The organism is Shewanella sp. 6_MG-2023, assembly GCF_030547195.1.
Classification (GTDB): Bacteria; Pseudomonadota; Gammaproteobacteria; order Enterobacterales; family Shewanellaceae; genus Shewanella.
Genome location: NZ_JAUOQU010000013.1, coordinates 63,073 through 86,039, shown reverse-complemented (window position 1 = coordinate 86,039; position 22,967 = coordinate 63,073). Strand labels below are relative to the sequence as shown.

At 39.9% G+C, this 22,967-nt stretch carries 22 protein-coding genes; 7 read left to right on the top strand and 15 right to left on the bottom strand.

Going from position 1 to position 22,967, the window contains the following annotated elements; all coding sequences use genetic code 11:
* The gene (locus Q4533_RS09670; protein ID WP_303502664.1) at positions 1-441 is read left to right on the top strand and encodes a YcgN family cysteine cluster protein; all 441 of its coding nucleotides are present in this window, start codon (positions 1-3) and stop codon (positions 439-441) included.
* 7 nt (positions 442-448) lie between these two features.
* On the opposite strand, the gene dsbB is transcribed toward Q4533_RS09670, so the two are convergent.
* Both dsbB and nhaB read right to left on the bottom strand, forming a co-directional pair.
* A complete protein-coding gene (dsbB, locus tag Q4533_RS09665; RefSeq protein ID WP_102437299.1) occupies positions 449-958 on the bottom strand; it encodes a disulfide bond formation protein DsbB in 510 nt (169 codons plus the stop codon).
* A 110-nt stretch (positions 959-1,068) separates the two neighbouring features.
* Positions 1,069-2,655, bottom strand: a complete 1,587-nt coding sequence (nhaB, locus tag Q4533_RS09660; protein WP_102437301.1) for a sodium/proton antiporter NhaB — start codon at positions 2,653-2,655, stop codon at positions 1,069-1,071.
* A 445-nt stretch (positions 2,656-3,100) separates the two neighbouring features.
* Between nhaB and fadR the strand changes: the two genes are divergently transcribed.
* Entirely contained in the window at positions 3,101-3,832 is a 732-nt protein-coding gene (gene fadR / locus Q4533_RS09655) for a fatty acid metabolism transcriptional regulator FadR (protein WP_102437303.1), read from the top strand.
* Between the two features lie 80 nt (positions 3,833-3,912).
* Here the strand turns inward: fadR and Q4533_RS09650 are convergent, their stop codons facing one another.
* The 4 genes from Q4533_RS09650 to sodB form a co-directional block, all read right to left on the bottom strand.
* Positions 3,913-5,535 carry a SpoVR family protein gene (locus Q4533_RS09650; RefSeq protein ID WP_303413089.1) on the bottom strand — a complete coding sequence of 541 codons (1,623 nt, stop codon included), beginning with the start codon at positions 5,533-5,535 and terminating at the stop codon, positions 3,913-3,915.
* A gap of 9 nt (positions 5,536-5,544) precedes the next feature.
* On the bottom strand, positions 5,545-6,816 hold the full coding sequence (locus Q4533_RS09645; RefSeq protein WP_102437306.1) for a YeaH/YhbH family protein: 1,272 nt from the start codon (positions 6,814-6,816) through the stop codon (positions 5,545-5,547).
* Between the two features lie 70 nt (positions 6,817-6,886).
* On the bottom strand, positions 6,887-8,821 hold the full coding sequence (locus Q4533_RS09640; protein WP_303502663.1) for a PrkA family serine protein kinase: 1,935 nt from the start codon (positions 8,819-8,821) through the stop codon (positions 6,887-6,889).
* Positions 8,822-9,137: 316 nt separating this feature from the next.
* Positions 9,138-9,722, bottom strand: coding sequence for a superoxide dismutase [Fe] (gene sodB / locus Q4533_RS09635; RefSeq protein ID WP_102437310.1), 585 nt, complete (start codon positions 9,720-9,722; stop codon positions 9,138-9,140).
* A 233-nt stretch (positions 9,723-9,955) separates the two neighbouring features.
* Between sodB and grxD the strand changes: the two genes are divergently transcribed.
* Positions 9,956-10,297 (top strand): Grx4 family monothiol glutaredoxin, encoded by a 342-nt coding sequence (grxD, locus tag Q4533_RS09630; protein WP_076537750.1) that lies wholly within the window; start codon positions 9,956-9,958, stop codon positions 10,295-10,297.
* Positions 10,298-10,455: 158 nt separating this feature from the next.
* Here grxD and Q4533_RS09625 read toward each other — a convergent pair whose 3' ends face one another.
* Positions 10,456-11,682, bottom strand: coding sequence for a uracil-xanthine permease family protein (locus Q4533_RS09625; RefSeq protein ID WP_102437312.1), 1,227 nt, complete (start codon positions 11,680-11,682; stop codon positions 10,456-10,458).
* 186 nt (positions 11,683-11,868) lie between these two features.
* Between Q4533_RS09625 and Q4533_RS09620 the strand changes: the two genes are divergently transcribed.
* Together Q4533_RS09620 and hda are read left to right on the top strand one after the other, a co-directional pair.
* Positions 11,869-12,999 carry a DUF2066 domain-containing protein gene (locus tag Q4533_RS09620; RefSeq protein ID WP_102437314.1) on the top strand — a complete coding sequence of 377 codons (1,131 nt, stop codon included), beginning with the start codon at positions 11,869-11,871 and terminating at the stop codon, positions 12,997-12,999.
* Between the two features lie 53 nt (positions 13,000-13,052).
* A complete protein-coding gene (gene hda, locus Q4533_RS09615) occupies positions 13,053-13,763 on the top strand; it encodes a DnaA inactivator Hda (protein WP_076537757.1) in 711 nt (236 codons plus the stop codon).
* Between the two features lie 122 nt (positions 13,764-13,885).
* Here hda and Q4533_RS09610 read toward each other — a convergent pair whose 3' ends face one another.
* The 4 genes from Q4533_RS09610 to Q4533_RS09595 form a co-directional block, all read right to left on the bottom strand.
* The gene (locus Q4533_RS09610) at positions 13,886-15,835 is read right to left on the bottom strand and encodes a hypothetical protein (protein ID WP_303502662.1); all 1,950 of its coding nucleotides are present in this window, start codon (positions 15,833-15,835) and stop codon (positions 13,886-13,888) included.
* A gap of 247 nt (positions 15,836-16,082) precedes the next feature.
* Entirely contained in the window at positions 16,083-16,460 is a 378-nt protein-coding gene (locus Q4533_RS09605) for a DUF2069 domain-containing protein (protein ID WP_102437317.1), read from the bottom strand.
* Positions 16,461-16,468: 8 nt separating this feature from the next.
* On the bottom strand, positions 16,469-16,819 hold the full coding sequence (gene arsC, locus Q4533_RS09600) for an arsenate reductase (glutaredoxin) (protein WP_303461210.1): 351 nt from the start codon (positions 16,817-16,819) through the stop codon (positions 16,469-16,471).
* A 96-nt stretch (positions 16,820-16,915) separates the two neighbouring features.
* Positions 16,916-18,325: a M48 family metalloprotease gene (locus tag Q4533_RS09595; protein WP_102476650.1), complete on the bottom strand. Its 1,410-nt coding sequence runs from the start codon at positions 18,323-18,325 to the stop codon at positions 16,916-16,918.
* 180 nt (positions 18,326-18,505) lie between these two features.
* Here Q4533_RS09595 and Q4533_RS09590 point away from each other — a divergent pair, with 180 nt between their 5' ends.
* Together Q4533_RS09590 and Q4533_RS09585 are read left to right on the top strand one after the other, a co-directional pair.
* Positions 18,506-18,739, top strand: coding sequence for a sulfurtransferase TusA family protein (locus Q4533_RS09590; RefSeq protein ID WP_102437321.1), 234 nt, complete (start codon positions 18,506-18,508; stop codon positions 18,737-18,739).
* Between the two features lie 69 nt (positions 18,740-18,808).
* On the top strand, positions 18,809-19,915 hold the full coding sequence (locus Q4533_RS09585) for an AI-2E family transporter (protein ID WP_102437323.1): 1,107 nt from the start codon (positions 18,809-18,811) through the stop codon (positions 19,913-19,915).
* A gap of 236 nt (positions 19,916-20,151) precedes the next feature.
* Here the strand turns inward: Q4533_RS09585 and Q4533_RS09580 are convergent, their stop codons facing one another.
* The 4 genes from Q4533_RS09580 to Q4533_RS09565 all read right to left on the bottom strand — a co-directional run bounded on the left by Q4533_RS09580 (position 20,152) and on the right by Q4533_RS09565 (position 22,928).
* Positions 20,152-20,358 carry a DUF2897 family protein gene (locus Q4533_RS09580; RefSeq protein WP_102437325.1) on the bottom strand — a complete coding sequence of 69 codons (207 nt, stop codon included), beginning with the start codon at positions 20,356-20,358 and terminating at the stop codon, positions 20,152-20,154.
* Between the two features lie 39 nt (positions 20,359-20,397).
* A complete protein-coding gene (kdsB, locus tag Q4533_RS09575; protein WP_102437327.1) occupies positions 20,398-21,141 on the bottom strand; it encodes a 3-deoxy-manno-octulosonate cytidylyltransferase in 744 nt (247 codons plus the stop codon).
* A 175-nt stretch (positions 21,142-21,316) separates the two neighbouring features.
* Positions 21,317-21,931: a carbonate dehydratase gene (gene can / locus Q4533_RS09570; protein WP_102437329.1), complete on the bottom strand. Its 615-nt coding sequence runs from the start codon at positions 21,929-21,931 to the stop codon at positions 21,317-21,319.
* A gap of 190 nt (positions 21,932-22,121) precedes the next feature.
* Positions 22,122-22,928 carry an alpha/beta fold hydrolase gene (locus Q4533_RS09565; RefSeq protein ID WP_102437331.1) on the bottom strand — a complete coding sequence of 269 codons (807 nt, stop codon included), beginning with the start codon at positions 22,926-22,928 and terminating at the stop codon, positions 22,122-22,124.
* Positions 22,929-22,967: the final 39 nt, after the last annotated feature.

Here is a 22,967-nt window from a genome sequence, read left to right as displayed (position 1 = left end):
ATGTCTTTTTGGAATGAAAAAAAACTCGAAGAAATGAGTATCGTGCAGTGGGAATCACTGTGCGATGGTTGTGGAAAATGCTGCTTAAACAAATTAATCGATGATGAAACAGAAGAGTTGTATTACACCAATGCAGCTTGTCATTTGTTAGATGATGAATCTGGCGGTTGTCGACGTTATCCTGAACGCTTCAAATATGTTCCAGCTTGTACGGCCATTAATGCAGATAATGTAGCTGAATTAACATGGCTACCAGATTCTTGTGCTTATAAGCGTTTATACCAAGGCAAAACGCTTCCCAGCTGGCATCCTTTACTGACAGGTTCTAAAGAGGCCATGCATGAAGCTGGCATATCGGTGAAGGGTAAAACCATTAATGAAACCAAAGTACGTGAGCTAGAAGACTATATCGTACTTTGGCCATTAAAAGACGTTGAATAGTCATTTTTTATTTAGCTGGTTTTACTGCAGGAATGATTATTACTGCCAGTACGACTAAATAAACGATAAAAGTGACAACCATCCATTGCGCCATGCTTACTGATAAGAATGTCCAAGGCGAGTCACTGCACATGCCAGTAGGGGAAAACACTGCTGGGAGCCATTTATCCAGTGGCATCCATGTTGGAAATTCAGGGAAAAATGAGCAGGTGGAGAAAGGCGATGGGTCGACCTGTAGTTTATTAAGTTCAAGTGATAACTTTAATCCCCAGGCAGCACTGACTCCCCAAGCTCCGATAGCTATTATTCTGGTTAACCAGAATTTTGGTGCTATCAGCCCCACCATAGCGGCAATAATTAATCCTAAAACCGCCACTCTGACATAAATGCACATGACACATGGGGCTAAATTCATCACGTATTGGAAAAATAGCGCAGCAGCCTCTAGGCCAATTGCTGACATAAGTAATATTAACCAAGCGCTACGTGAACGAGTGAAACTCTGTAAACGATTCAAATCAAACTCCTTTCGATCTTATATTTATTATTAGTATGAAAACTCAACGGGATATAAAAAAGCACCCTCATTAGAGGGTGCTTAATTGATAATGTTCAAATTATTAAACATTAATGCCCGCTTGCAGCGCCAATAACGTCTTTCGCAGTATGATGAATAATGATGTGACTATCATAAAAATACTGGGTCATATCGGTTAAGAAGCCAGATTCAATAGTAACAACACCGACAATTGACAGTACAATCGTATAAGGCAGTGCCATCCAAACCATACGGCCATAGGACAGTCTTACTAATGGTGCTAAAGCAGAGGTCAGTAAGAATAAGAATGCAGCTTGACCGTTAGGGGTCGCAACAGAAGGCAGGTTAGTACCTGTGTTAATCGCCACAGCTAATAAATCAAATTGGTCACGGGTGATTTGGCCACTGATTAATGCTGCTTTTACTTCATTAATATAGACAGTACCCACAAACACGTTATCGCTCACCATCGACAATAAGCCATTAGCAATATAGAACACCACTAACTGGGCGTTACCTTCAAAGCTTAGTGCCCATTGAATAACAGGGGCGAATAAATGTTGATCAATAATCACACCAACCACGGCAAAAAATACCGCAAGTAAGGCTGTGAAAGGTAAGGCCTCTTCAAATGCTTTACCAATCGCATGTTCATCTGTCACGCCATTAAATGCCGTGGTTAAGATGATAACGGATAAACCAATCAAACCAACAGAGGCTAAATGGAAGGCTAAACCTACGACCAACCAAATACCTACAAGAGCCTGAACAACCAGTTTCATCTTATCGGCAGTGGTTCTGTTTGCATCTTCATAGGCAGCATAATCGCTTAAAATTTTATGAACCGCATCTGGCAGTTGTGCGCCATAGCCAAACCATTTAAATTTTTCAACAATGAAGCAAGTGGCTACACCCGCGATTAATACTGGCATGGTAACAGGTGACATACGAATAAAGAATTCACCAAATTGCCAATGAGCTTGGGCTGCAATGATTAAGTTTTGTGGTTCACCGACCATAGTACAAACACCGCCAAGAGCAGTACCTACACCAGAGTGCATTAGTAAGTTTCTTAAGAAACCACGAAAAGCCTCTAACTCTTCATCGCATAACTGTTCACGATCTTCTTTAGTGTGGTCATGATCTGAACTAAAGTCTTTACCTGATGCCACCTTGTGATAAATCGAGTAGAAACCAACGGCTACAGCGATGATAACCGCGATAACTGTTAGGGCATCTAAAAAGGCCGACAGAAAAGCAGAAGCGGTACAAAACATCAATGAAACAACAATTTTTGAACGTACTTTAGTGATCATTTTAGTGAATACAAAAAGTAGCAATTGCTTCATGAAGTAAATACCAGCAACCATGAAGATTAATAATAATAATACTTCTAGGTTAGCTTCTATTTCATGTAGAACTTGTGTGGGGGAGGTCATGCCTATAATTACAGCTTGTATGGCGAGTAAGCCGCCAGGCTGTAATGGATAGCATTTTAGTGCCATTGCAAGGGTAAAAATAAATTCTACTACCAGTACCCAACCTGCGATGAATGGGCTGACATAGAAAAATAATAATGGATTTATAACGAGGAACAACAATATTGCATATTTATACCATCTTGGTGAATTACCCAAGAAGTTATGAAAAAATGCATTACCAGCAGTTGACGGCATAATAGCCTCTCCAGTTGTGATTTTGTGATAGTGAAATTTACTGGAAGGAATTTCGTGACAAATAGAGCGACGTATTTACAGCTGACTTTGAATAAGACGAATTACATTGTTTCTAAACTATCTTGCTCAGTAAACAATTTTTCGTCATAGCCTTTTTTATCAGTCATTTAAACGCATTATATTTGTTAGTTTCAAAATTCGTTAGCTGTATCGCTAACTTACATCCTTTTGTTTGACGCGGTATTTTAGCGCAAACTTCATTGATTGTAATCCAAGAAAATCTATCATTCGACAAATAGCCAACGAATATAACTGCTACGTCACAAACTTATCTGCGATTGGTGAAAAAGTAACCGGTAACAAGGTTAGATCTAGGCTTTAACTGCTATGTATGGTGTGTATTTATATTTCCTCTGGTATGATCTGTCTATTGGTTAACCACGGGATGTTAAAGTTGACAATTATCAATGCAAAGGGTCCTGCAAGTTTTGCAGAAAAATGGATTGTGCGTTCCATCTGGGAAAATAAGTTTCCACCGGGGTCGATATTACCCGCAGAGCGTGAACTATCAGAATTAATTGGCGTAACAAGAACAACATTAAGAGAAGTGTTACAACGATTAGCGCGTGATGGTTGGCTCAAAATTCAACATGGCAAACCAACCCAAGTGAATAATTTTTGGGAAACCTCTGGCTTAAATATTTTAGAAACTATTGCTGATTTAAACCCTGAGGGATTCCCGTTATTGGTTGATCAGCTGCTTTCAGCGCGAGCCAATGTGAGTATTATTTATTTTCGCGGCGCCATTAGAAATAACCCAGAAAAAGCTCAAGCGGTATTAGCAAAAATTCATCAGTTAGAAGACACTGCTGAAGCTTATGCTGATTATGATTATGAATTACATCATGCGTTAGCGTTTTCTTCAGGAAACCCGCTCTATGTTCTTATTCTTAATGGTTTCAAGGGATTATATAGCAGAGTAGGTCGCTATTATTTCTCGAGTGAAGAGGCGCGAGCGATCTCACTAGATTTTTACAAAAAGCTTGAAGTTTTAGCCATTGAGCACAAATACAATGACGTTAATGGGTTGATGAAATCAAATGGCATTAACAGCGGCGTTATGTGGCAAAAGTTGCGTGATGATATGCCTGCAGAGATTGCTATCAGTAATAAATAATAGCTAATTAATACAGTAAAAAACCAACCGCGAGGTTGGTTTTTTTATGGCTTAAGTTTAATGGAACTCAATAGCAGTGATTACATGGTAGTCATCTTAGTTTCTGCTTTAGCTGGGGGGCATTGCGACAACTTAGTTACATTACCAGACTCTTCAAGTTGCTCAATGCTGACATCAAAGCCCCATAAACGGTGTAAATGCTTTAGCACTTCTTCGTGGCTGTGGCTCAGTGGAATACGTTTATTGGGGATGTAGCGTAATGTTAATGATCGATCACCATTAACTTTTACTTGTTGCACTTGGATATTTGGCTCTAGATTTGACAAGTTATATTGCTGTGATAATTTTTCTCTGATTAAGTGGTAACCACTATCATCATGAATAGCTGAAATAGATAAACGGTTACAACTATCATCATCTAACACACTAAAGAGCTTAAAATCTCGCATAACTTTTGGCGACAGGTATTGGCTTATAAAGCTTTCGTCTTTAAAGTTTTCCATTGCAAATGTAACCGTCGTTAACCAGTCGCTTCCGGCTATCTCAGGAAACCAACGTTTGTCTTCTTCAGTAGGGTGCTCACATATACGCCTGATATCAACAAACATGTTAAAGCCCAAAGCATAGGGGTTTATGCCACTATAATGTGGGCTATTGTAAGCTGGCTGAGCGACCACAGCAGTATGACTTTGTAGAAACTCCAACATAAATCTATCTGTCACAGTGCCTTGATCAAACATATGATTCAAAATGGTGTAATGCCAAAAGGTGGCCCAACCTTCGTTCATTACTTGGGTTTGTTTTTGCGGATAAAAATATTGCGCCATTTTCCGCACAATTCGAACGATTTCACGTTGCCAAGGTTCAAGTAATGGGGCGTTCTTTTCGATAAAATATAAGATATTTTCCTGTGGTTCTTCAGGAAATTTAATTTCATTTTCCGGTTTTATGTTATCAGGGTTAACTGGTACGGTTCGCCACAGGTCGTTAACCTGACTCTGTAAGTAACTCTCACGGTCTTTTTGGCGCATTTTTTCTTCTTTAAACGATATTTCAGCAGGGCGTTTATAACGGTCAACACCATAATTCATTAATGCGTGACAAGAGTCGAGGGTTAGCTCAACTTGCTCAACACCGTAAGTTAATTCGCATTCTCGGATGTAGTTTTTAGCAAACACCAAGTAATCAATAATCGAGCTAGCATCGGTCCATGTTTTAAATAAGTAATTATTTTTAAAGAAACTATTATGGCCAAAACAGGCGTGAGCCATCACAAGGGCTTGCATGGTAATGGTATTTTCTTCCATTAGATAAGCAATACACGGATCGGAATTAATCACAATTTCGTAGGCTAATCCCATTTGACCCCGACGGTAACCTTGCTCCGTTTCAATAAAACGTTTGCCAAATGACCAATGGGTGTAACCAATAGGCATACCGATACCTGCATAGGCATCCATCATTTGTTCTGCGGTGATCACTTCAATTTGATTGGGATAACTTTCTAATTTGTAAAAAGCCGCTACTTTTTCAATTTCTGCCATGTAGGTTTCGAGTAGGTCAAAGGTCCAATCAGGGCCATCATCTAAAGGCTGTTTACCATGGGCTTTAGGCTGTGATTTTTCGGCAATATTGGCTGATTGTGCCGTGTTTTGTAGCTCTTCAATGCCAGCACTTTTGTCGTCAGTAGTCGGTTTTGTCATTGTGACTCCTTAGCTAGGCTGCTTTTTGAATAATTCACGGAACACTGGATAAATATCGTCTACTTCTTTGATGTGTTGTACGGCGATATTGCCAAATTGTGCTTGTAAGGTTTCATATTCACGCCAAAGCGTTTGATGCGCTCTACGGGTTATTTCGATGTAACTAAAATAGCGAGATACCGGTAATATTTTCTCAGCAAGGAGTTGCCTACAAGCTGGTGAGTCATCAGCCCAATTATCGCCATCAGAGGCTTGTGCGGCATAAATATTCCACTCATCAGCAGGGTAACGTTTTTGCTGAATTTCATGCATTAAATTTAAGGCACTAGAAACAATGGTACCGCCTGTTTCTTGTGAGTAGAAAAATTCATGTTCGTCTACTTCTTTTGCTTGGGTGTGATGCCGGATGTAGACCACTTCAAGATTTTTATAGGTCTGGGTTAAAAATAAATACAGTAAAATATAAAATCGTTTTGCCATATCTTTGGTGGCTTGATCCATTGAACCTGAAACATCCATTAGGCAAAACATGACTGCTTGGCTAGATGGTTTTTCACGTTTGGAAAAATTATTAAAACGTAAATCGAAACTGTCTATAAAAGGCACGCTATCGATACGCTTTTTAAGATCTTCAATTTGCTGTTTTAAATCCATGATCAACTCAGCTTGGGTGCCGGGGGTATTTTCAAGCTCGTGAAGCTGCTTAATAAGCTCGGCGAGTAATTTCTTTTTACCTGCAGTCATGGCAATGCGTCTAGCCAATGAAGATCGCAGTGAACGGACAATATTGATATTGGCTGGTACGCCGACATTAGTGTAACCAGCGCGGTATGTTTCAAACTCAACCATTTGCTTGGCGTTAGTTTGCTGTAAATCCGGTAACGCTAAATCTTCAAATAACAGCTCTAAATATTCATCATTTGAGATTTCAAACAAGAATTCATCTTTACCTTCGCCGCTATTAGAGGCTTCACCTTCGCCACTACCTTGTCCGGCTGCGCCGCCTTTGGGGCGCTCAATTTGATCACCTTTATTAAACTGATCGTTACCTGGGTGGACACGCTCTCTCACACCGCCTTGTCCTTGATGAAATGTCGGTTCGCTGATGTCACGTGTTGGGATACTGATTTTCTCGCCTTTATCGATATCTGTAACACTTCTTCTGGTTACGGCTTCACTGACTGATTTTTTGATTTGCTTTTTGTAGCGTTCAATAAAACGTTGCCTGTTGACGGTACTTTTACCTTTTGCATTGAGGCGTCTATCAATAAAATTTGCCATACACAACTCCTAATGGACTTTGCCCTTAACGGTTTTTAGCGCATAAAGGTAAGGGCAAAGTTAGCAATACTTATGACGATTTACGTACCCTCAAGTACCACTCTGAAAGTAATCTGACTTGTTTTTGGGTATAGCCTTTTTCCATCATGCGATTGATAAAGTCATCGTGTTTACGTTGATCATCTGCTGAGGTTTTCGCGTTAAAAGAAATAACCGGTAATAAATCTTCGGTATTGGAGAACATTTTTTTCTCAATCACCACTCTGAGCTTTTCGTAACTGGTCCACAGTGGATTATTACCGTCATTATTGGCTCTAGCACGTAATACAAAGTTGACGATCTCATTACGAAAATCCTTAGGGTTACTGATACCAGCTGGTTTTTCGATTTTTTCTAATTCAGCATTTAGCGCTGAGCGGTCAAATAATTGGCCAGTTTCTGGATCTCTAAACTCCTGATCTTGAATCCAAAAGTCTGCATAAGTGACGTATCTATCAAAGATGTTCTGACCATATTCTGAATAAGACTCTAAGTATGCGGTTTGGATTTCTTTACCGATAAACTCAACATACTTAGGAATGAGATAACCTTTTAAAAACTCGAGGTACTTTTCACTTAACTCTGCAGGGAATTGTTCCTGTTCGATTTGCTTTTCAAGTACATAAAATAGATGTACTGGGTTTGCAGCAATTTCAGTATCGTCAAAGTTAAACACTCTAGATAATATCTTGAATGCAAAACGAGTTGATAACCCCTGCATTCCTTCATCGACACCGGCATAATCACGATACTCTTGGTACGACTTGGCTTTAGGGTCAGTATCTTTTAACGTTTCACCATTGTAGACGCGCATTTTTGAGTAAATAGATGAGTTCTCAGGTACTTTTAAGCGTGACAGAATACTGAACTGAGCTAAAGTTTCTAGGGTGCCAGGGGCACAAGGCGCTTTGGATAGTTCTGAGTTTGACAGTAATTTTTGATAAATTTCTATCTCTTCAGAGACCCGTAAACAGTAGGGCACTTTTACGATGTAAACTCGGTCTAAAAATGCCTCATTGTTTTTATTATTTCTAAAAGTGGTCCACTCAGACTCATTGGAGTGAGCTAAGATCATACCGTTATATGGCAAGGCAGATAAGCCCTCTGTACCGTTGTAATTACCTTCTTGTGTGGCTGTAAGCAGTGGATGCAACACCTTAATTGGAGCCTTAAACATTTCCACAAACTCCATCACCCCTTGGTTCGCACGGCATAATGCGCCCGAGTAGGCATAAGCGTCAGCGTCATCTTGTGAAAAATGCTCTAACTGACGAATATCAACTTTACCCACCAATGCTGAAATATCTTGGTTATTCTCATCACCGGGTTCGGTTTTAGCGATAGCGGTTTGATCTAAGATCGAAGGGTAAACCTTAACTACTTTAAATTTACTAATGTCCCCACCAAATTCATGTAAACGTTTTACTGCCCATGGTGACATGATGGTTTTAATATAACGTGGTGGAATCGCATACTCGTTAGTAAGCAGCTCAGCATCTTCATCGGGATCAAATAAGCATAAAGGGTGATCGTTAACGGGGCTGCGAACGCCATTGGCACTTAAGATGTAAATAGGCACCTTTTGCATTAAGGCTTTGAGTTTTTCTGCTAATGATGATTTACCACCACCTACTGGTCCTAACAGATAGAGGATTTGTTTTGATTCCTCTAGACCTTGGGCAGAATGTTTAAGGTAAGAGACAATTTGTTCAATGGACTCTTCCATGCCATAAAAATCAGTAAAGCTTGGATAGTAAGAAATTAATCTATTTGAAAAAATTCTACTGAGTTTAGGATCTTTTGAAGTATCGATGGTTTTAGATTCACCGATGGCCATTAACATCCGTTCGGCCGCCGACACATAAGCACTTCTGTCTTCCTTACAGATTTCAAGAAACTGCTGCAGTGAGTATTCTTCGTCTAGTTTTTGCTCATAACGTTGTTGGTAATGTTCGAATATGCCCATAAGAAACCCCTTTAAACTAAGGTGAAAGTACTTGAGTGACAGCGCATTTATGGTGTTAAGCCGATTTTAATTTAAACAAAATAGTAGTGCTTTTTAATGGCCGTTAGATAAAGTCTAGGTCAGGGATTTGAGATTAGCGAATAGGGAATTGTAAAAAATTCTAATAAAAACAAAGATAAAACGTTGCAAATGCAACTGTTGCAAATGTAGTTGGTCGGTTTGAGCAGTAACGATAAAACAGAAACACTAAACATGAACCAATAAAAAAGGAGCTAATTAGCTCCTTTTATTCATCTCATTGTAAACTTGTTAGCATTTAGCCAGCGAAGTTTGCGTTAACGAATTCCCAGTTAACTAATTCCCAGAAAGCAGCTAGGTAGTTAGGGCGAACGTTACGGTAATCGATGTAATAAGCGTGTTCCCAAACATCAACAGTCATCAATGGTGTTACTGACTCGTCAGTTAAAGGAGTCGCAGCATTGCTTGTGTTAACAATAGCCACAGAACCGTCAGCATTTTTAACTAACCAAGTCCAAGCACTACCAAAGTTGTTTACTGCAGAATCAGTAAATTTCGCTTTGAATTCTTCAAATGAGCCGAAAGCTGCATTAATTGCTTCAGCGATAGCACCCGTTGGAGCACCGCCAGCATTAGGCGCTAGACAGTTCCAGTAAAAAGTGTGGTTCCAAATCTGAGCTGCATTGTTGAATACGCCACCAGTTGAAGTTTTTACAACTTCTTCTAAGGTTTTGTTTTCAAATTCAGTACCTGCAACAAGACCATTAAGCTTAACAACATAAGTGTTGTGATGCTTACCGTAATGGAATTCGATAGTTTCTTCAGAAATATGTGGTACAAGTGCGTTCTTAGCATATGGTAATGCTGGTAATTCGAAAGCCATTAGTATCTCTCCATGGACTTAGGTTATCGTTTTATATACCTTTTGGTATGACATGCTCACCCTGACATTGTACTTAAAATTTTTGTGATGTGAATCATTGTTTGATGAAATATGTCGATACAGTCAATCGAAAAAATCATTTTCTAACAAAACCCTACAAACTGTGGGATTTTGTTATGATGAAAGCTGGCGTACAATAGCCTTAGATTATTAAGTAGCACTTAGGAATAAAAATGGAAACAGTAGACAAAATTAAGCAGCAAATTAGTGAAAACCCTATCATTGTTTATATGAAAGGCTCTCCAAAATTACCAAGCTGTGGTTTTTCATCTCAAGTCGCGCAAGTGATGATCAACTGTGGTGAGCAGTTTGCTTTCGTAGACATTTTACAGCATCCAGATATCCGTGCTGAATTACCAAAATTCGCTAATTGGCCGACATTCCCACAGTTGTGGATTGAAGGTGAGCTTATCGGTGGTTGCGATATCATCACTGAGATGTACCAAAAAGGTGAGTTACAGCCAATGATCACCGCAACAGCTGATAAGTTCCGCACTGAAGAAGACGCTGAATAAGTCATTTTTTGTTGCGCCTGTAAGCGTTAGCTTCGAATTTTTCAAAGCTTAAACGCAAAATAGATGAACTTTTAAAGTAAAAACCCTTAATTTGCTTAAATTAAGGGTTTTTTATTGCCTATAATTTGTTGCCTACAATAGTAATATGGAATTAAAACTTAATCGGCTTGAGGCTCTTTTGGCATAGGTAAGACTAAATTCATTACAATCGCCACTAAGCCACATAGGCTAATGCCTGTCAGGCTAAACTCACCAATACCAAAAGCCATTCCCCCAATACCGAACACTAAAGTCACCCCAACAATGCTGAGATTACGTGGCTCATTTAAATCTACCTGATTTCTAATTAAGGTATTTAAGCCAACTGCGGCGATGGAGCCAAACAATAAACACATAATGCCGCCCATAACGGGTAACGGAATTGTTTGCATCAATGCGCCTAATTTACCAATAAACGCTAACGTGATCGCCGTGATAGCAGTCCAAGTCATTATTCGCGGGTCAAAGTTTTTTGTCAGTGTTACTGCGCCAGTGACTTCACTGTAGGTAGTGTTTGGTGGTCCGCCTAGTGCTGAGGCCGCAATGGTGGCCACGCCATCACCCGTTAACGTACGGTGTAGCCCAGGCTTTTTAAAGTAATCCTTACCTGTCACATTTGAAATCGCTAATAAGTCGCCAATATGCTCAACGGCTGGCGCTATGGCTACGGGGATCATAAACAGTATCGCTTGCCAGTGAAATTCAGGGGCAACAAATTTGGGAACAGAAAGCCAACTTGCCTGCGCAACTGGACTAAAATCAACAATACCGAACGCCAAGCTAAAGCCGTAACCCACCAAAATACCGGCAAGGATCGGCATTAGCTTAAGCACACCTTTGGCAAAAACGGCAATTAACACAGTGGTCGCTAATGACATTAGCGCGATAAATAGTGCAATTTCTTGTTCTACAATAACGCTACTACCGTCACCTGTTTTACCCAGCGCCATGTTAACGGCCATAGGCGCAAGGCCCAAACCGATAATGATAATGACAGGCCCAACAACAACCGGAGGTAAAAGCTTATGAATAAAGCCACTCCCTTTGACCTTGACCATCAAACCTAACAGCACATAAACGAAACCTGCCACCATGAGTCCACCCATTGTGGCGGGAATGCCCCATGTTTGTACCCCATACATAATTGGCGCTATAAACGCGAATGATGAGGCTAAAAAAATAGGCACTTGGCGCTTAGTGATGATTTGAAATAACAATGTGCCAAATCCGGCAGTGAATAGGGCGACACTTGTATCAAGCCCACTTAACAATGGCATTAATACTAAGGCACCAAATGCAACAAACAGCATTTGTGCGCCCTGTAAGGGTATGAACAAGCGTTTCATATAAATCCTATGTTTATTATAAATGAGAGTTTCGAATTTAAGATAAGTGAAATTGCTAATAATGTCTGTATTTTAGATCATCTTTAACAGCCTTTTGCTGCAAATTACAGCACTGTAATGTAATTTTAGAAGTAAAATTAATATGCTACACTTCGAACACTTTTCTTAGATTGCGTTTACTTTGCCATGTTAAAACTTTTAATTCAGTTCATTGTTATTGGTTGTGTGTTTGCCCTAAACAGCTTTGCTGTTATTGCTGCTGAAATCGCTTTACTCGATGAAGCTGATGTTGTGGTAACTTCTCGAGCCACAAATGAACGACAAGTTGCCTTAAAACAAGCGCTATCCACTGTATTTATAAAGAATTCGGGCTTAACTTCAGTGCTTGAACACCCATTGATTAAAAGTCATATTAACAAGCCTGAATCCTTACTGACTCAATACGGCTACAGCCAAGTGGATGATGAGTTAGTGTTAAAGGCAAACTTTGATCATAAACGTATTATTTCGGTCCTTCGTGAAGCAGAATTACCAGTGTGGGGCCGCCAACGCCCATCAACTTTGTTATGGATGTCTATCGAAAATGCTGGCGATAGAGCTATTTTAGCGGATGCAGCTGAATCTGATATTAGAACGCAAATCGATTTAGATGCCAATAATAAAGGCATTCCAATCCTGTTACCTGTGATGGATTTAGACGATGTGATGCAAGTTAATGTCTCTGATGTACGAGGCATGTTTGCCGATGTGGTTGCCAATGCATCAAAACGCTACCAAGCGGACTATTTTGCCATGGCCGATATTGATCAAGTGGGCGGTTTTGTGCGCTTTAATGTAGCTTTATTTGATAAAGGCAATGCTAGCGGTGTTATGCAGCCTTTAATTAACCACCAAGCAGAAGTCGCGGATTACGAGCAAGCAACAGATGAAATCTTATCAAGGTTAGCGGGATATTTTGTTAGCCAATATGCCTTCGCTGACTCAGGAAACAGCGCCCAAACTAAGTTAACCTTAGTAGGGGTTCAAACTATGGCGCAATTAGTTGACATTGAAGCTTACTTAACCCAATTAAGTGCGATTAAGTCGGTGAGTTTAAGCCAGTTTAAAGCTGATACCGTTACTTACAACTTATCGTTATTTGGTGATGCCAGCGATTTAGAAAAATTACTGAGTATTAATAAAAGACTGACGCAAATTGATACTGTTAACACAGTGGTTCCACCCAATTTAAACGCTGGGCAAGAAAACAGTATCAATAATGTTGATCCTAATCTAGATTCTGAAACAACAGTGTCATTAATCTATCAATGGCATTAGATTGAGTGTGTTATACTAACTGTCGCTTGTATTAATTATTAGAGAATTTTTGAGTGACCCAAAACTCACCAAAACAATTATCGTTACCAGTTTATTTACCTGATGATGAAACATTTCAGAGTTATTACCCTGCAGTAGGTAACGATGAGTTAATCCAAAAGCTACAGGCTGCCGCTGAAGGCAGCCTTGCTTCTAGTTTGTATTTATATGGTCCGGTAAAATCTGGCCGTACTCACTTAATGCACGCAGCTTGTGCGCACGCGAACGATTTAGAGCGCCGTACTTTATATATCCCACTTGGCATTCATGCCAGTATTTCTCCTGAGCTATTTGAAGGTATTGAGTCGTTACAACTAATTTGTATCGATGATATTGATGCCATTGCAGGACACCCAATATGGGAAGAGGCGCTGTTCCATTTATACAATCGTATTGAAGAGCAGCAAGATTGTCGCTTGATTGTAAGTGGCACCTCATCACCAACTGAAGCTGGTTTTGCATTACCTGATTTAATTTCACGGATGCAGTGGGGCTTGATATATCAATTACAACCCATGGCAGACGAAGAAAAGTTAGTGGCATTACAGCGGCGTGCAGCGATGCGTGGTTTGCAGCTTTCTGATGAGGTGGGGCGCTTTCTGTTAACTCGCATGGCTCGAGACTTACGTACCTTATTCGATGTGCTTGATAAGCTAGATAAAGCTTCTATGGTGCATCAACGTAAATTGACGATTCCTTTCATTAAAGAAATGCTGCGATTGTAAGTGACAATTTTTTATAATTGAGTTTTACGCTTTTATGAAAGCTTACAATCTAAAATAAAAAACCACCGATTAAGGTGGTTTTTTATTGGTAGTCACAAAAAATTGGTTAATTTCTGATTTGGTTAACGCGAGGGTATAGGCATATCTCTGTGCTCACGACCCACTTGTATTGCAGGCCTATTATCTGATGTCACAGCGTTAGCGTCTGAACTGATGTTTGACATTGTGCTGGCTCTAGACATGTTTCTTGACAGGCTGGGTGATATATCGACATTATCAAACCAATCTTGGCCGGCAATCATGTTTATTGGCGCAGGTAAGCCATTTAATAACGATTCACCATCTACTTCAGGCATCATTTGATTAATAACAAATGCAGCTCGGGTTGAGAGTTCGTCTGCGCCAATGCGGCCTCGCTGCCCCCAATCTACGATTAAGTTATCGGTATCTGTGACTGCCACATCCCTTTGAATTTGATAACGATGACTCATAAAGGCTTCTTCAAACAACATTGCGGCGTCTTCACGAGTCGACGAGTAGTTATAAAAATCATTAGCATAATCGGTCAAAAAGAAGCTAGTGACATCACTAGGTACATAGGCTTTTTGAGTTGCGTCAGCGGTTTCACCTAAAAAGCTGACGGCGGCTAAACCATACATTTCAGCGCTGGTTAATGGCTCAATATTCTGCAATTGATCAGATACCAGTGAATTGCTATTTGCTCTACGATAGAAGTCATCAATTAAAGTCGGGCCTTGTAACTGGCTATGGGTCGAACGCGTGAAAAAGTCATTAGCGTGAGCTAATTCGTGATACATCAAACTGGCTAAGCGCGGTGTAAGATCTGCAATAGTGCGCGATTGACGGATTGCCCGATCATAACTGATAGATACATAGTCATTATTTTTCACATAACGCCACGGCATAATAAATTTTAAATCGTTACCAAAGTCACTACGATAATCAGGTGCTTCATTGATGGTGTCTCTTTCCGTCGGGCTTAACCATAAATACTCAGGGTCGAGGTAAATAGCGCCCGTAGCCACCCAGTAAAATGATGGTCTAATATCATAGCTAATGACAACTGCGCTTACTGATTGTAATAACTTGATAAAATCACTGTTAGGATCCGCTTCAGTTAAAAATTGCTCAAAGTTTCGGCCCATCCAGTCATGGGAAACAACCACTCTATCCATGACATCAGCAATGGTTTCTGAATCTAATTGCTGACCAATTAACGGCAAGTCATTGAGCTCACACGTTTGGTTTAACTGGTTAGAGTAAACACACCGCTGCGCGTTAATTGCATAAGGTGATGCACTGTTATAGGCATAGGTTTTAGCGATGGGGCTATCAAAGTAGGGCGATGTGATGGCGTTTTGTTTCGTCACTAATACAAAGACTTCATCGGTTAAGGTTTCACCGGCAAAGTCTGCGGTCACTTTAAGGCCAACAAAGGTATCTTCTGCAATATTATCTGGTGCGGTAAATAGTGGCCTTTCTGCATTGGTTAAATCAAGGCTAATTTGTTGGTCTGAAAAATAACACCATTGTATGTTAGATGGCACTTGGTTGTTGATCTGACCAAGGCGCAGGCTGACATCATTACCTGCAACAACTTGATGATCGCTATAGACATTTAACTGTTGCGACATTTGCGCAGCACTGATGGAAATTTTGTCGCTGTAAGAAATTTGGCCACTGGTTGCCTCGACAGTGAAGCTATAGTCTGCAGCTTCAGGAATATAAAATGCCAGCACTGGGCTGTTTTCTGAGCTGATATCTAATGCAGGTCCTGCAGTTTGTTGCCAGTTAAACTGGTAGTCGTTGCTGTTTTGGTTACTGACCCCAACAGTAATACTGGCGGATTGATTGACGTAATATTGCTGTTCAACATTAAAATTCAATTCTGTGCCATTATTAACGGTTGTTAAACCGGAGCTGGTTTCGCAGACATTGATGGGCAATGTGGTTTCAGGGGCTCCTGGCGAAGATGAGTCAGAGCTACCGCCACAGGCTGACAGAAAAGTCACTGAGGCGAGTATAGCTGTAATAGCCATGTTATTTTTCATACACAATCTCCGTTGCTTTTGCATTTTAATCTAAAAATGTTATCAAAAATCAATATAGCATGGAGTCTTGCTTGCAAAAAGAATGGTGAAACTATTTGGTAACCTTTTCTTTACTTGTTACTTACTTATCTTTTTATCTACTTGTCACTTACTAGGTGCTTGGTTATGGCGAAGTGATTTGCTGTTTTTAAATAAAAAAGCGCCCAAAGGCGCTTAAGTAATTTAGTTTATAAGTAGCAAGCTTATATTATTGGTCTTTGGACTTTTTCTTTAAACCTAAGCCTAGTTCTCTACCACGTAGGCGGGCATAAAAAGGAAAAGCGACTAACAGTGCGCTAATAAGTACAGATTCAATAAGCGCAAAATATAATGCATCTTCTGTGACATACAGCAGGGTTAGTCCATGTAAAAGGTATAAGCATAAAATGAAACTTGCCCAGGCATAAGTGTATGGCTTACCCGTTAATATCCCTTTAATGGGCAGTAACAAAGGGGCTATCCATAACAAATTAAAGGCTAATGAATATTCACCTGTCATGCCTTGCTGGATAAACCAGCCAGTAAGCAACATTAATAATGAGACATAGCCCACACGGCATAGTTGAAATAAGGTATGTGTTGTCATGGTTATTCTCACAAAATGGCTAACACATTTTCAGGTGGTCGACCTACTGCAGCTTTGCCGTTTGCAATAGCAATAGGGCGCTCAATTAATTTAGGGGTGTTAATCATGGCGTTGATTAATTGCTCATCGGTTAAATTAACATCCGTAAGGTTTTGTTCTTTGTATTCGGTTTCTTTAGTGCGCATTAGCTCTCTTGGACTGATTGCTAACATGGCTAAAATAGCGCTAATTTCGTCGCTAGAAGGAACGTTTTTTAAATATTCAACAATGTTTATTTGAACATTTTGCGCTTCTAGTAACGCAAGGGTTTGGCGGCTTTTTGAACAGCGAGGGTTATGATAAAGGGTAACAGTTGTCATTAGATTGCTTCTTTTTTATATTTTGGGGCATATTAACAAAAAATCTAAGCAATGGTTAGCTATCTGATAACTTAACTCACCATTGCTTAGCGGTAATTATTTGAGAGCGTCAAGCTCACGTTTAGCTTGTCTAAATTGGCGGATCCTCGCCTCAATTCTGGCAACTTGTAACGATTGGCCTTCTGAGTGGCGATAGGCATAGTTAAGTTGATCAATCGCGCCATCATAATTGGCCGCTAAGGCCATGACTTCAGCATTAGTATAATATTCAAGTGCCTTATTACCCATTTTGCGATAGGCCTGAGTTAAAATTTGATAAGGCAATATATTTTGCTTATCTAGAAATATAAGATCTTCTAATAGCGGAATGGCTTTTTCGGGTTGTTCAGCTTCCACATACACGTTGGCAAGGTTAGCTGAAATTACTTGCGACATAGGTTTAAGCTTATTGTGATGCAATAACATCTCAATGGCGCCGTCAAAATCTTTCTTTTGAACTAACAAATCAGTTTTAGTATCAATATAAAACAGATTGTTTGGCTTATTTGCTAACAAGTCATCGATAATATCTTCTGCTTCAGTAAAGCGTTTCGCTCTAAATAGAGCCAATGCTTTCCCATAAAGTGCAGCACTTTTAAAGCTATAGCTTTCTTTTTTTAGTTGCTGCTCAAACATAGATAATGCCGCTTGTTCACTGTAACTTGAAAAGCGCACTTGAATACGCGCTTTAGCAAGTTGGTAGTTTAACTGATCAGGGATATATCGATGAGGAAACTGGGTTGCGCGGTTACGGGCATCGGTAATACGTGACTCGGGTAATGGGTGAGTCAGTAGCATTTGCGGTGGCGTAGTAGTAAAGCGATAGCGTATAGCAAGCTTAGAGAAAAAATCGGCGGCGCCATTGGGGTCAAATCCCGCAGCTGCGAGCGTTTGCATGCCAATTCTATCAGCTTCTCTTTCATGTAAACGTGTGTAGTTAATGCGTGATTGTGTAGATAACGCTTGGGTTGTAGCTAACGCTGCCATACCTGCTTGTGGCGCAGCAATGGTTAATAAAATCGCCCCTAACATCCCCACAATAGTAGCAGTAGAACTTTTTTCTTGTGCTTCTAACGAACGGGCTAAATGACGTTGCGTTACGTGAGTAATTTCATGGGCAAGTACAGAGGCTAATTCGCTTTCTGTGTCGGCATTAAGAAATAAGCCTGTATGTACGCCTACATGGCCCCCGAAAAAAGCAAAGGCGTTAATTTCATCATTTTTTAATAAGAAAAAGTAAAAGGGTGTTTTTACTCCAGTGGCGTGGGCAACCAGTTTATTGCCAAGTTCTGACATATATTGATTCAGCACAGGATCACTAACAATAGGTGCTGATGAACGAATGACCCGCATATAGGCATCGCCATATACCATTTCTTTTTCTAAACTAAAGGTATTGACTGCGGCAGTACCAAGATCGGGAAGATTGTTACTGGCAAAGCTTTTTGCCACACCAGCGGTTAGCATTAAGGCAACTGCAGTTGTTACAACACTTTTTGAGAATTGGGTAAACGATAATTTGCGCAAATGTAACCTTTATTATAATTATTTAAATAGGGTGGAAAGCAATTTAAGCTAAAGCGAATTACTTGTACTTTACTATCCTTGCTAGGATAATGGCTAGAGAATTTTTTAAGCAAATTTATAATGAAATTAATTGATTTAACTGCATATCAATGCCCGTATCCTTTGGTACAAATCAAGTTGGCATTGAAGAAGCTCAAGCTCGGTGAATCGCTATCTTTCAGTATCTCTGACTCTGGTTCACGTCGAGATGTTCCGCAGTTTTTAAAAAAAATGGGTTATCAGCTCAAAATAACTGATGAAAGCCCTAACTCTCTGTCTTTTATGGTTACGAAAGGTAACAATTTAACTGAATAATTAGGCTGACTTAAGATTAGTTAACTCTTAATATGACTCAGTCTTCTGTGACACTGTTTAAGGAACAAAATGCTTTCATTTTTAGGTGATTGGTATAAAGCGCGCTTTAGTGATCCACATGCAATTACATTATTATTTATTTTATTGGGGATCGGGCTATTAATTTATTTTGCTGGTGGCTTACTTGCGCCATTGTTTGTAGCACTCATTTTAGCTTTTTTACTTGAATGGCCTGTGGCGCAAATAGCGAAATTTGGTATTAATCGCACAGTCGGCGCCTCACTGATCTTAGTGTTATTTGTCGGCCTTATGGTATTAGTCGCATTTGGGCTTATCCCTAGCTTATGGCGTCAAGGAGTTGCCTTAGCTACGGACTTACCGATAATGATCGATACCGGGATGCAGTCACTTAAGGCATTAACGGTTGATTACCCACAATATGTCAGCATTGAACAAATTGATGCCATGGTAATAGAGCTTAAAAAGTTAGTTGATACCCAGCATTTATTTGATATAGGCAAACAACTTTTAGGTTACTCTGCCTCGCTACTGGTATTGATGGTATACGTGATTCTAGTGCCGTTATTGGTGTTTTTCTTCTTAAAAGATAAAGATCAGTTACTGAAAAGCAGTAAACGTTTTTTTCCTAATAATCGTGATTTAGCTCGTAAAGTTTGGTTTGAAATGGACCAACAAATTTTCAATTACATTCGCGGAAAAGTGATTGAGATTGTCATCATTGGTACTGTGAGCTACGTATTTTTTGCCATTATGGGACTGCGTTACTCAGCATTGTTAGGGGTGTTAACGGGTTTATCCGTATTGATCCCCTATGTTGGCGCGACACTGGTGACATTACCCATAGCGTTAGTGGCCTTTGTGCAGTGGGGCGTAAGCCCTGAATTTGGTTATGTGATGATTGGCTACGGGATAATCCAAGCCCTTGATGGTAATGTGTTGGTGCCAATATTATTTTCTGATGCAGTGGATTTACACCCAGTGATGATTATTGCCGCGGTGTTGGTTTTTGGCGGCTTATGGGGCGTGTGGGGGGTATTCTTTGCAATTCCATTAGCGTCACTGGTAAAAGCGGTGATTAATGCTTGGCCTAACAGTAGTAATCAAAACAACAGTTTAGCTTTAGATAAAGAGACTTCGTCTGTTTCAAAATCCTAAATAGACACTCAAAACCTGTTAAAACTGAGCCAAGCTACTGCTCTAATTCAACTGGCATAGTTTGTATAAATTTAGAGAAAACTACAAAAAGCGAATGACTACTGCAAATAAACAGTGTCATTCGCTTTTTTTATTTTTTTCGATCAAGTCAGGCTAATTTACCAGGGCTGAAGCCTATGAGTCATACCTGATGCATCATAAGGTATTTAAGCCGGTAGTTACTTGAATTACTTGAGTTACTTGTCGTTATCACCCTTATCCGTTGGCGCTTGGTCGGTATTAAGATCTTTTACTGATTCGTCTTCTGCAGCTTTATCAGTTTTAGTTTTTGGCTCACCAAACTGCGGCATTTTAAACTTAGCGCTATATTTTAATACCGCTAAATTACTGGCAATAATACCGACGACTAAAATGATAATAAGCCAAACTTCTAAATCGTTCATGATAATCCTTAACTGGTGTTTTGACCATTAAGTTGCTGATTAATCAACAGCTAAGCGTTGTTCACATTTACGGATATCTTCAGGGGTATCAACTTCTGGTGAGTTGAAAGCGCTGATGGCGATTTTTATCTTATGGCCATATTCAAGGGCTCGTAACTGTTCAAGTTTTTCAAGGTTCTCTAAGCGACCGAGGGGCAATTTAGCAAACGCTTTAACAAATTTACTGGTGTAAGCATAAATGCCGATATGCTTGTATACCGCGTAATCCTCACTGTCATTATCACGGCAAAAAGGAATACGAGAACGTGAAAAGTACAGGGCATTAAACTCGTTATCAAAAACCACTTTTACTTGCATAGGGTCATCAATATCTTTGTCTTTATCAATTTTATAACCTAATGTCGCCATTTCGAATTCGCCTGGGTGGCGTTCAAATAAGCTGATCATTTGTTCAATTGAAATAGGGTCAATTAACGGTTGATCCCCTTGTACATTAATCACTAAATCACTGTCGTCCAATCCAAGTATATCAATGGCCTCATTGATGCGATCAGTACCAGAAGCCGCATCAGAGCTGGTCATGACTACTTGACCACCAAAAGACTCAACCGTGTCTTTTATGCGAACATCATCAGTAGCAACGTAGATATTATCTAACCCTTTAGCGAGTGCCGCACGTTCACACACATGCTGTATCATTGGTTTGCCGTTAATGTGTGCCAGTGGTTTACCTGGAAAACGACTTGAGCCATATCTTGCTGGGATTAAAAGAGTAACTTTCATCAATATCCTACTTATCTGAAACGCTAAACAAAGGGGCTACTGAGCCCGAATGTAACTTATGCTTTATTATATACAACCAATTAGCTTAGTCAGCATTTGGTTGTTACCTATTTAGTTTAATCTCTGTAAAGATTATCTGATCTGCAGAGATGGTTCGTTGGCCATATCAACATTTTTACAGCGCATTATTGGCATGCTCACTATTTACCGTGACATCTAAATCTGTAAGTAGTCCGTTATTAATGCCATATATCCAGCCGTGAATGGCAATTTCTTGGCCTCTGTCCCATGCATCTTGAACAATCGTTGTGCTGGTGACATTGGCAACTTGTTCCATAACGTTTAGCTCGCACAAGCGGTCAAAACGTTGTTGTGGGCTAAGTTGTTCTAGGTTTTTGTTGTGTATGCGGTAAATATCACGAATATGACCTAACCAGTTATCAATCAAGCCTAAACGCTCTTTGCTCATAGCCGCTTTTACACCGCCACAGCCATAATGCCCCACAACCATAATATGTTTTACTTTGAGCACTTCCACAGCGTATTGAATGACAGATAAGCAATTAAGGTCGGTATGGATCACCATATTAGCAATATTACGGTGCACAAATACTTCGCCAGGCATCAAGTCGATAATTTGATTTGAAGGTACGCGGCTATCAGAGCAACCGATCCATAAATATTCAGGATTTTGCTGTTGGGCAAGCTGGGCAAAAAATTCAGGATCTTCCTTACTAATGCGTTCAGCCCAGCGGCGATTATTGTCAAAAAGAGGCTTTAATAATTTCATTTATGCTTTATAACCGTTTTTAAGTTTACTCGGACAAACAGGAGTACTGGTTGCACTATAAATTTTTATTATTATATCAGTATATTGCAATGTACTGTTTAATCTATATAAGGTGATGAAAATGCGTAATTATTATAACTTTTAATCAAGTCGTACAGCTTATTAGCAGTAACACTAGTTGTTTTAGGCTTTATAAAAAAGCGTGTAAAAGCTGGTTGAATTCGTCTGCCTGTTCTTGATTACACATGTGACCAGCGTTACTGATCTGCAGCTGTTTACTGGCGCTAATACAGTCTTGCATTAAATAGGCTTCTAGCGGCGTTCGCAGTTTATTTTGTGAGCCAACGAGGATTAAACATGGCAGGGTGAATTGCTCTGCTAATTCTAAGCTGTCACGTTTATAAAATACTAACGGCGCAAACAAGGCAAGTTGTTCAATGCGTTGAGCTGATAACCCCATTAGCTGTTGGTTAAAGTTAGCCATTAATGTTTGAGAATCATCGGTTGCAGCAAAAAACTGGCTGCTTATCGTATCGGCGAGTGCTTCACTGCACTGTTTAGCTGCGCAAAGCTCATCAATCCATAATTGGTATTTGGCACTATTAACTTGTGGTTCAAAGCCAATAAAACTGTTGGCTAGGACCAATTTTGAAATCGTTTTAGGTTGGGCTAAGACCATTTCTGCTGCAATAGCGCCGCCGCAACCATTACCAATAACCATACACTGATCAATATTTAAATGGGCTAATAAGGATAAGCAATGCTGAGCGACAGTGACCAAAGATGTGGTGCCACTAGGTAGTGCACCTGATTGACCGTGAGCCCATAAATCAACCGCAATACAGCGATGAGATAGGCTAAATAATTCTATTTGCGGCTGCCATTGTTGACAATCACTGAGGAAGCCGTGGATAAACAAGATGACAGGACCTTGGCCTTGATCAATAAAATGTAGCGGTTGTTCATTAATAGCAAAGGTCTGGCTTTGATTAGGCATGAATGGTCTCAATAAAGGTTAACAATATAAAAATAATCT

Bases quoted from the DNA above. Each gene is read 5' to 3' on its own strand.
- Q4533_RS09670 (WP_303502664.1), top strand. From the start codon at position 1: ATGTCTTTTTGGAATGAAAAAAAACTCGAAGAAATGAGTATCGTGCAG.
- nhaB (WP_102437301.1), bottom strand. From the start codon at position 2,655: ATGCCGTCAACTGCTGGTAATGCATTTTTTCATAACTTCTTGGGTAAT.
- fadR (WP_102437303.1), top strand. From the start codon at position 3,101: ATGTTAAAGTTGACAATTATCAATGCAAAGGGTCCTGCAAGTTTTGCA.
- Q4533_RS09650 (WP_303413089.1), bottom strand. From the start codon at position 5,535: ATGACAAAACCGACTACTGACGACAAAAGTGCTGGCATTGAAGAGCTA.
- Q4533_RS09645 (WP_102437306.1), bottom strand. From the start codon at position 6,816: ATGGCAAATTTTATTGATAGACGCCTCAATGCAAAAGGTAAAAGTACC.
- Q4533_RS09640 (WP_303502663.1), bottom strand. From the start codon at position 8,821: ATGGGCATATTCGAACATTACCAACAACGTTATGAGCAAAAACTAGAC.
- sodB (WP_102437310.1), bottom strand. From the start codon at position 9,722: ATGGCTTTCGAATTACCAGCATTACCATATGCTAAGAACGCACTTGTA.
- grxD (WP_076537750.1), top strand. From the start codon at position 9,956: ATGGAAACAGTAGACAAAATTAAGCAGCAAATTAGTGAAAACCCTATC.
- Q4533_RS09625 (WP_102437312.1), bottom strand. From the start codon at position 11,682: ATGAAACGCTTGTTCATACCCTTACAGGGCGCACAAATGCTGTTTGTT.
- Q4533_RS09620 (WP_102437314.1), top strand. From the start codon at position 11,869: ATGTTAAAACTTTTAATTCAGTTCATTGTTATTGGTTGTGTGTTTGCC.
- Q4533_RS09610 (WP_303502662.1), bottom strand. From the start codon at position 15,835: ATGAAAAATAACATGGCTATTACAGCTATACTCGCCTCAGTGACTTTT.
- Q4533_RS09605 (WP_102437317.1), bottom strand. From the start codon at position 16,460: ATGACAACACATACCTTATTTCAACTATGCCGTGTGGGCTATGTCTCA.
- arsC (WP_303461210.1), bottom strand. From the start codon at position 16,819: ATGACAACTGTTACCCTTTATCATAACCCTCGCTGTTCAAAAAGCCGC.
- Q4533_RS09595 (WP_102476650.1), bottom strand. From the start codon at position 18,325: ATGCTAACCGCTGGTGTGGCAAAAAGCTTTGCCAGTAACAATCTTCCC.
- Q4533_RS09590 (WP_102437321.1), top strand. From the start codon at position 18,506: ATGAAATTAATTGATTTAACTGCATATCAATGCCCGTATCCTTTGGTA.
- Q4533_RS09585 (WP_102437323.1), top strand. From the start codon at position 18,809: ATGCTTTCATTTTTAGGTGATTGGTATAAAGCGCGCTTTAGTGATCCA.
- Q4533_RS09580 (WP_102437325.1), bottom strand. From the start codon at position 20,358: ATGAACGATTTAGAAGTTTGGCTTATTATCATTTTAGTCGTCGGTATT.
- kdsB (WP_102437327.1), bottom strand. From the start codon at position 21,141: ATGAAAGTTACTCTTTTAATCCCAGCAAGATATGGCTCAAGTCGTTTT.
- can (WP_102437329.1), bottom strand. From the start codon at position 21,931: ATGAAATTATTAAAGCCTCTTTTTGACAATAATCGCCGCTGGGCTGAA.
- Q4533_RS09565 (WP_102437331.1), bottom strand. From the start codon at position 22,928: ATGCCTAATCAAAGCCAGACCTTTGCTATTAATGAACAACCGCTACAT.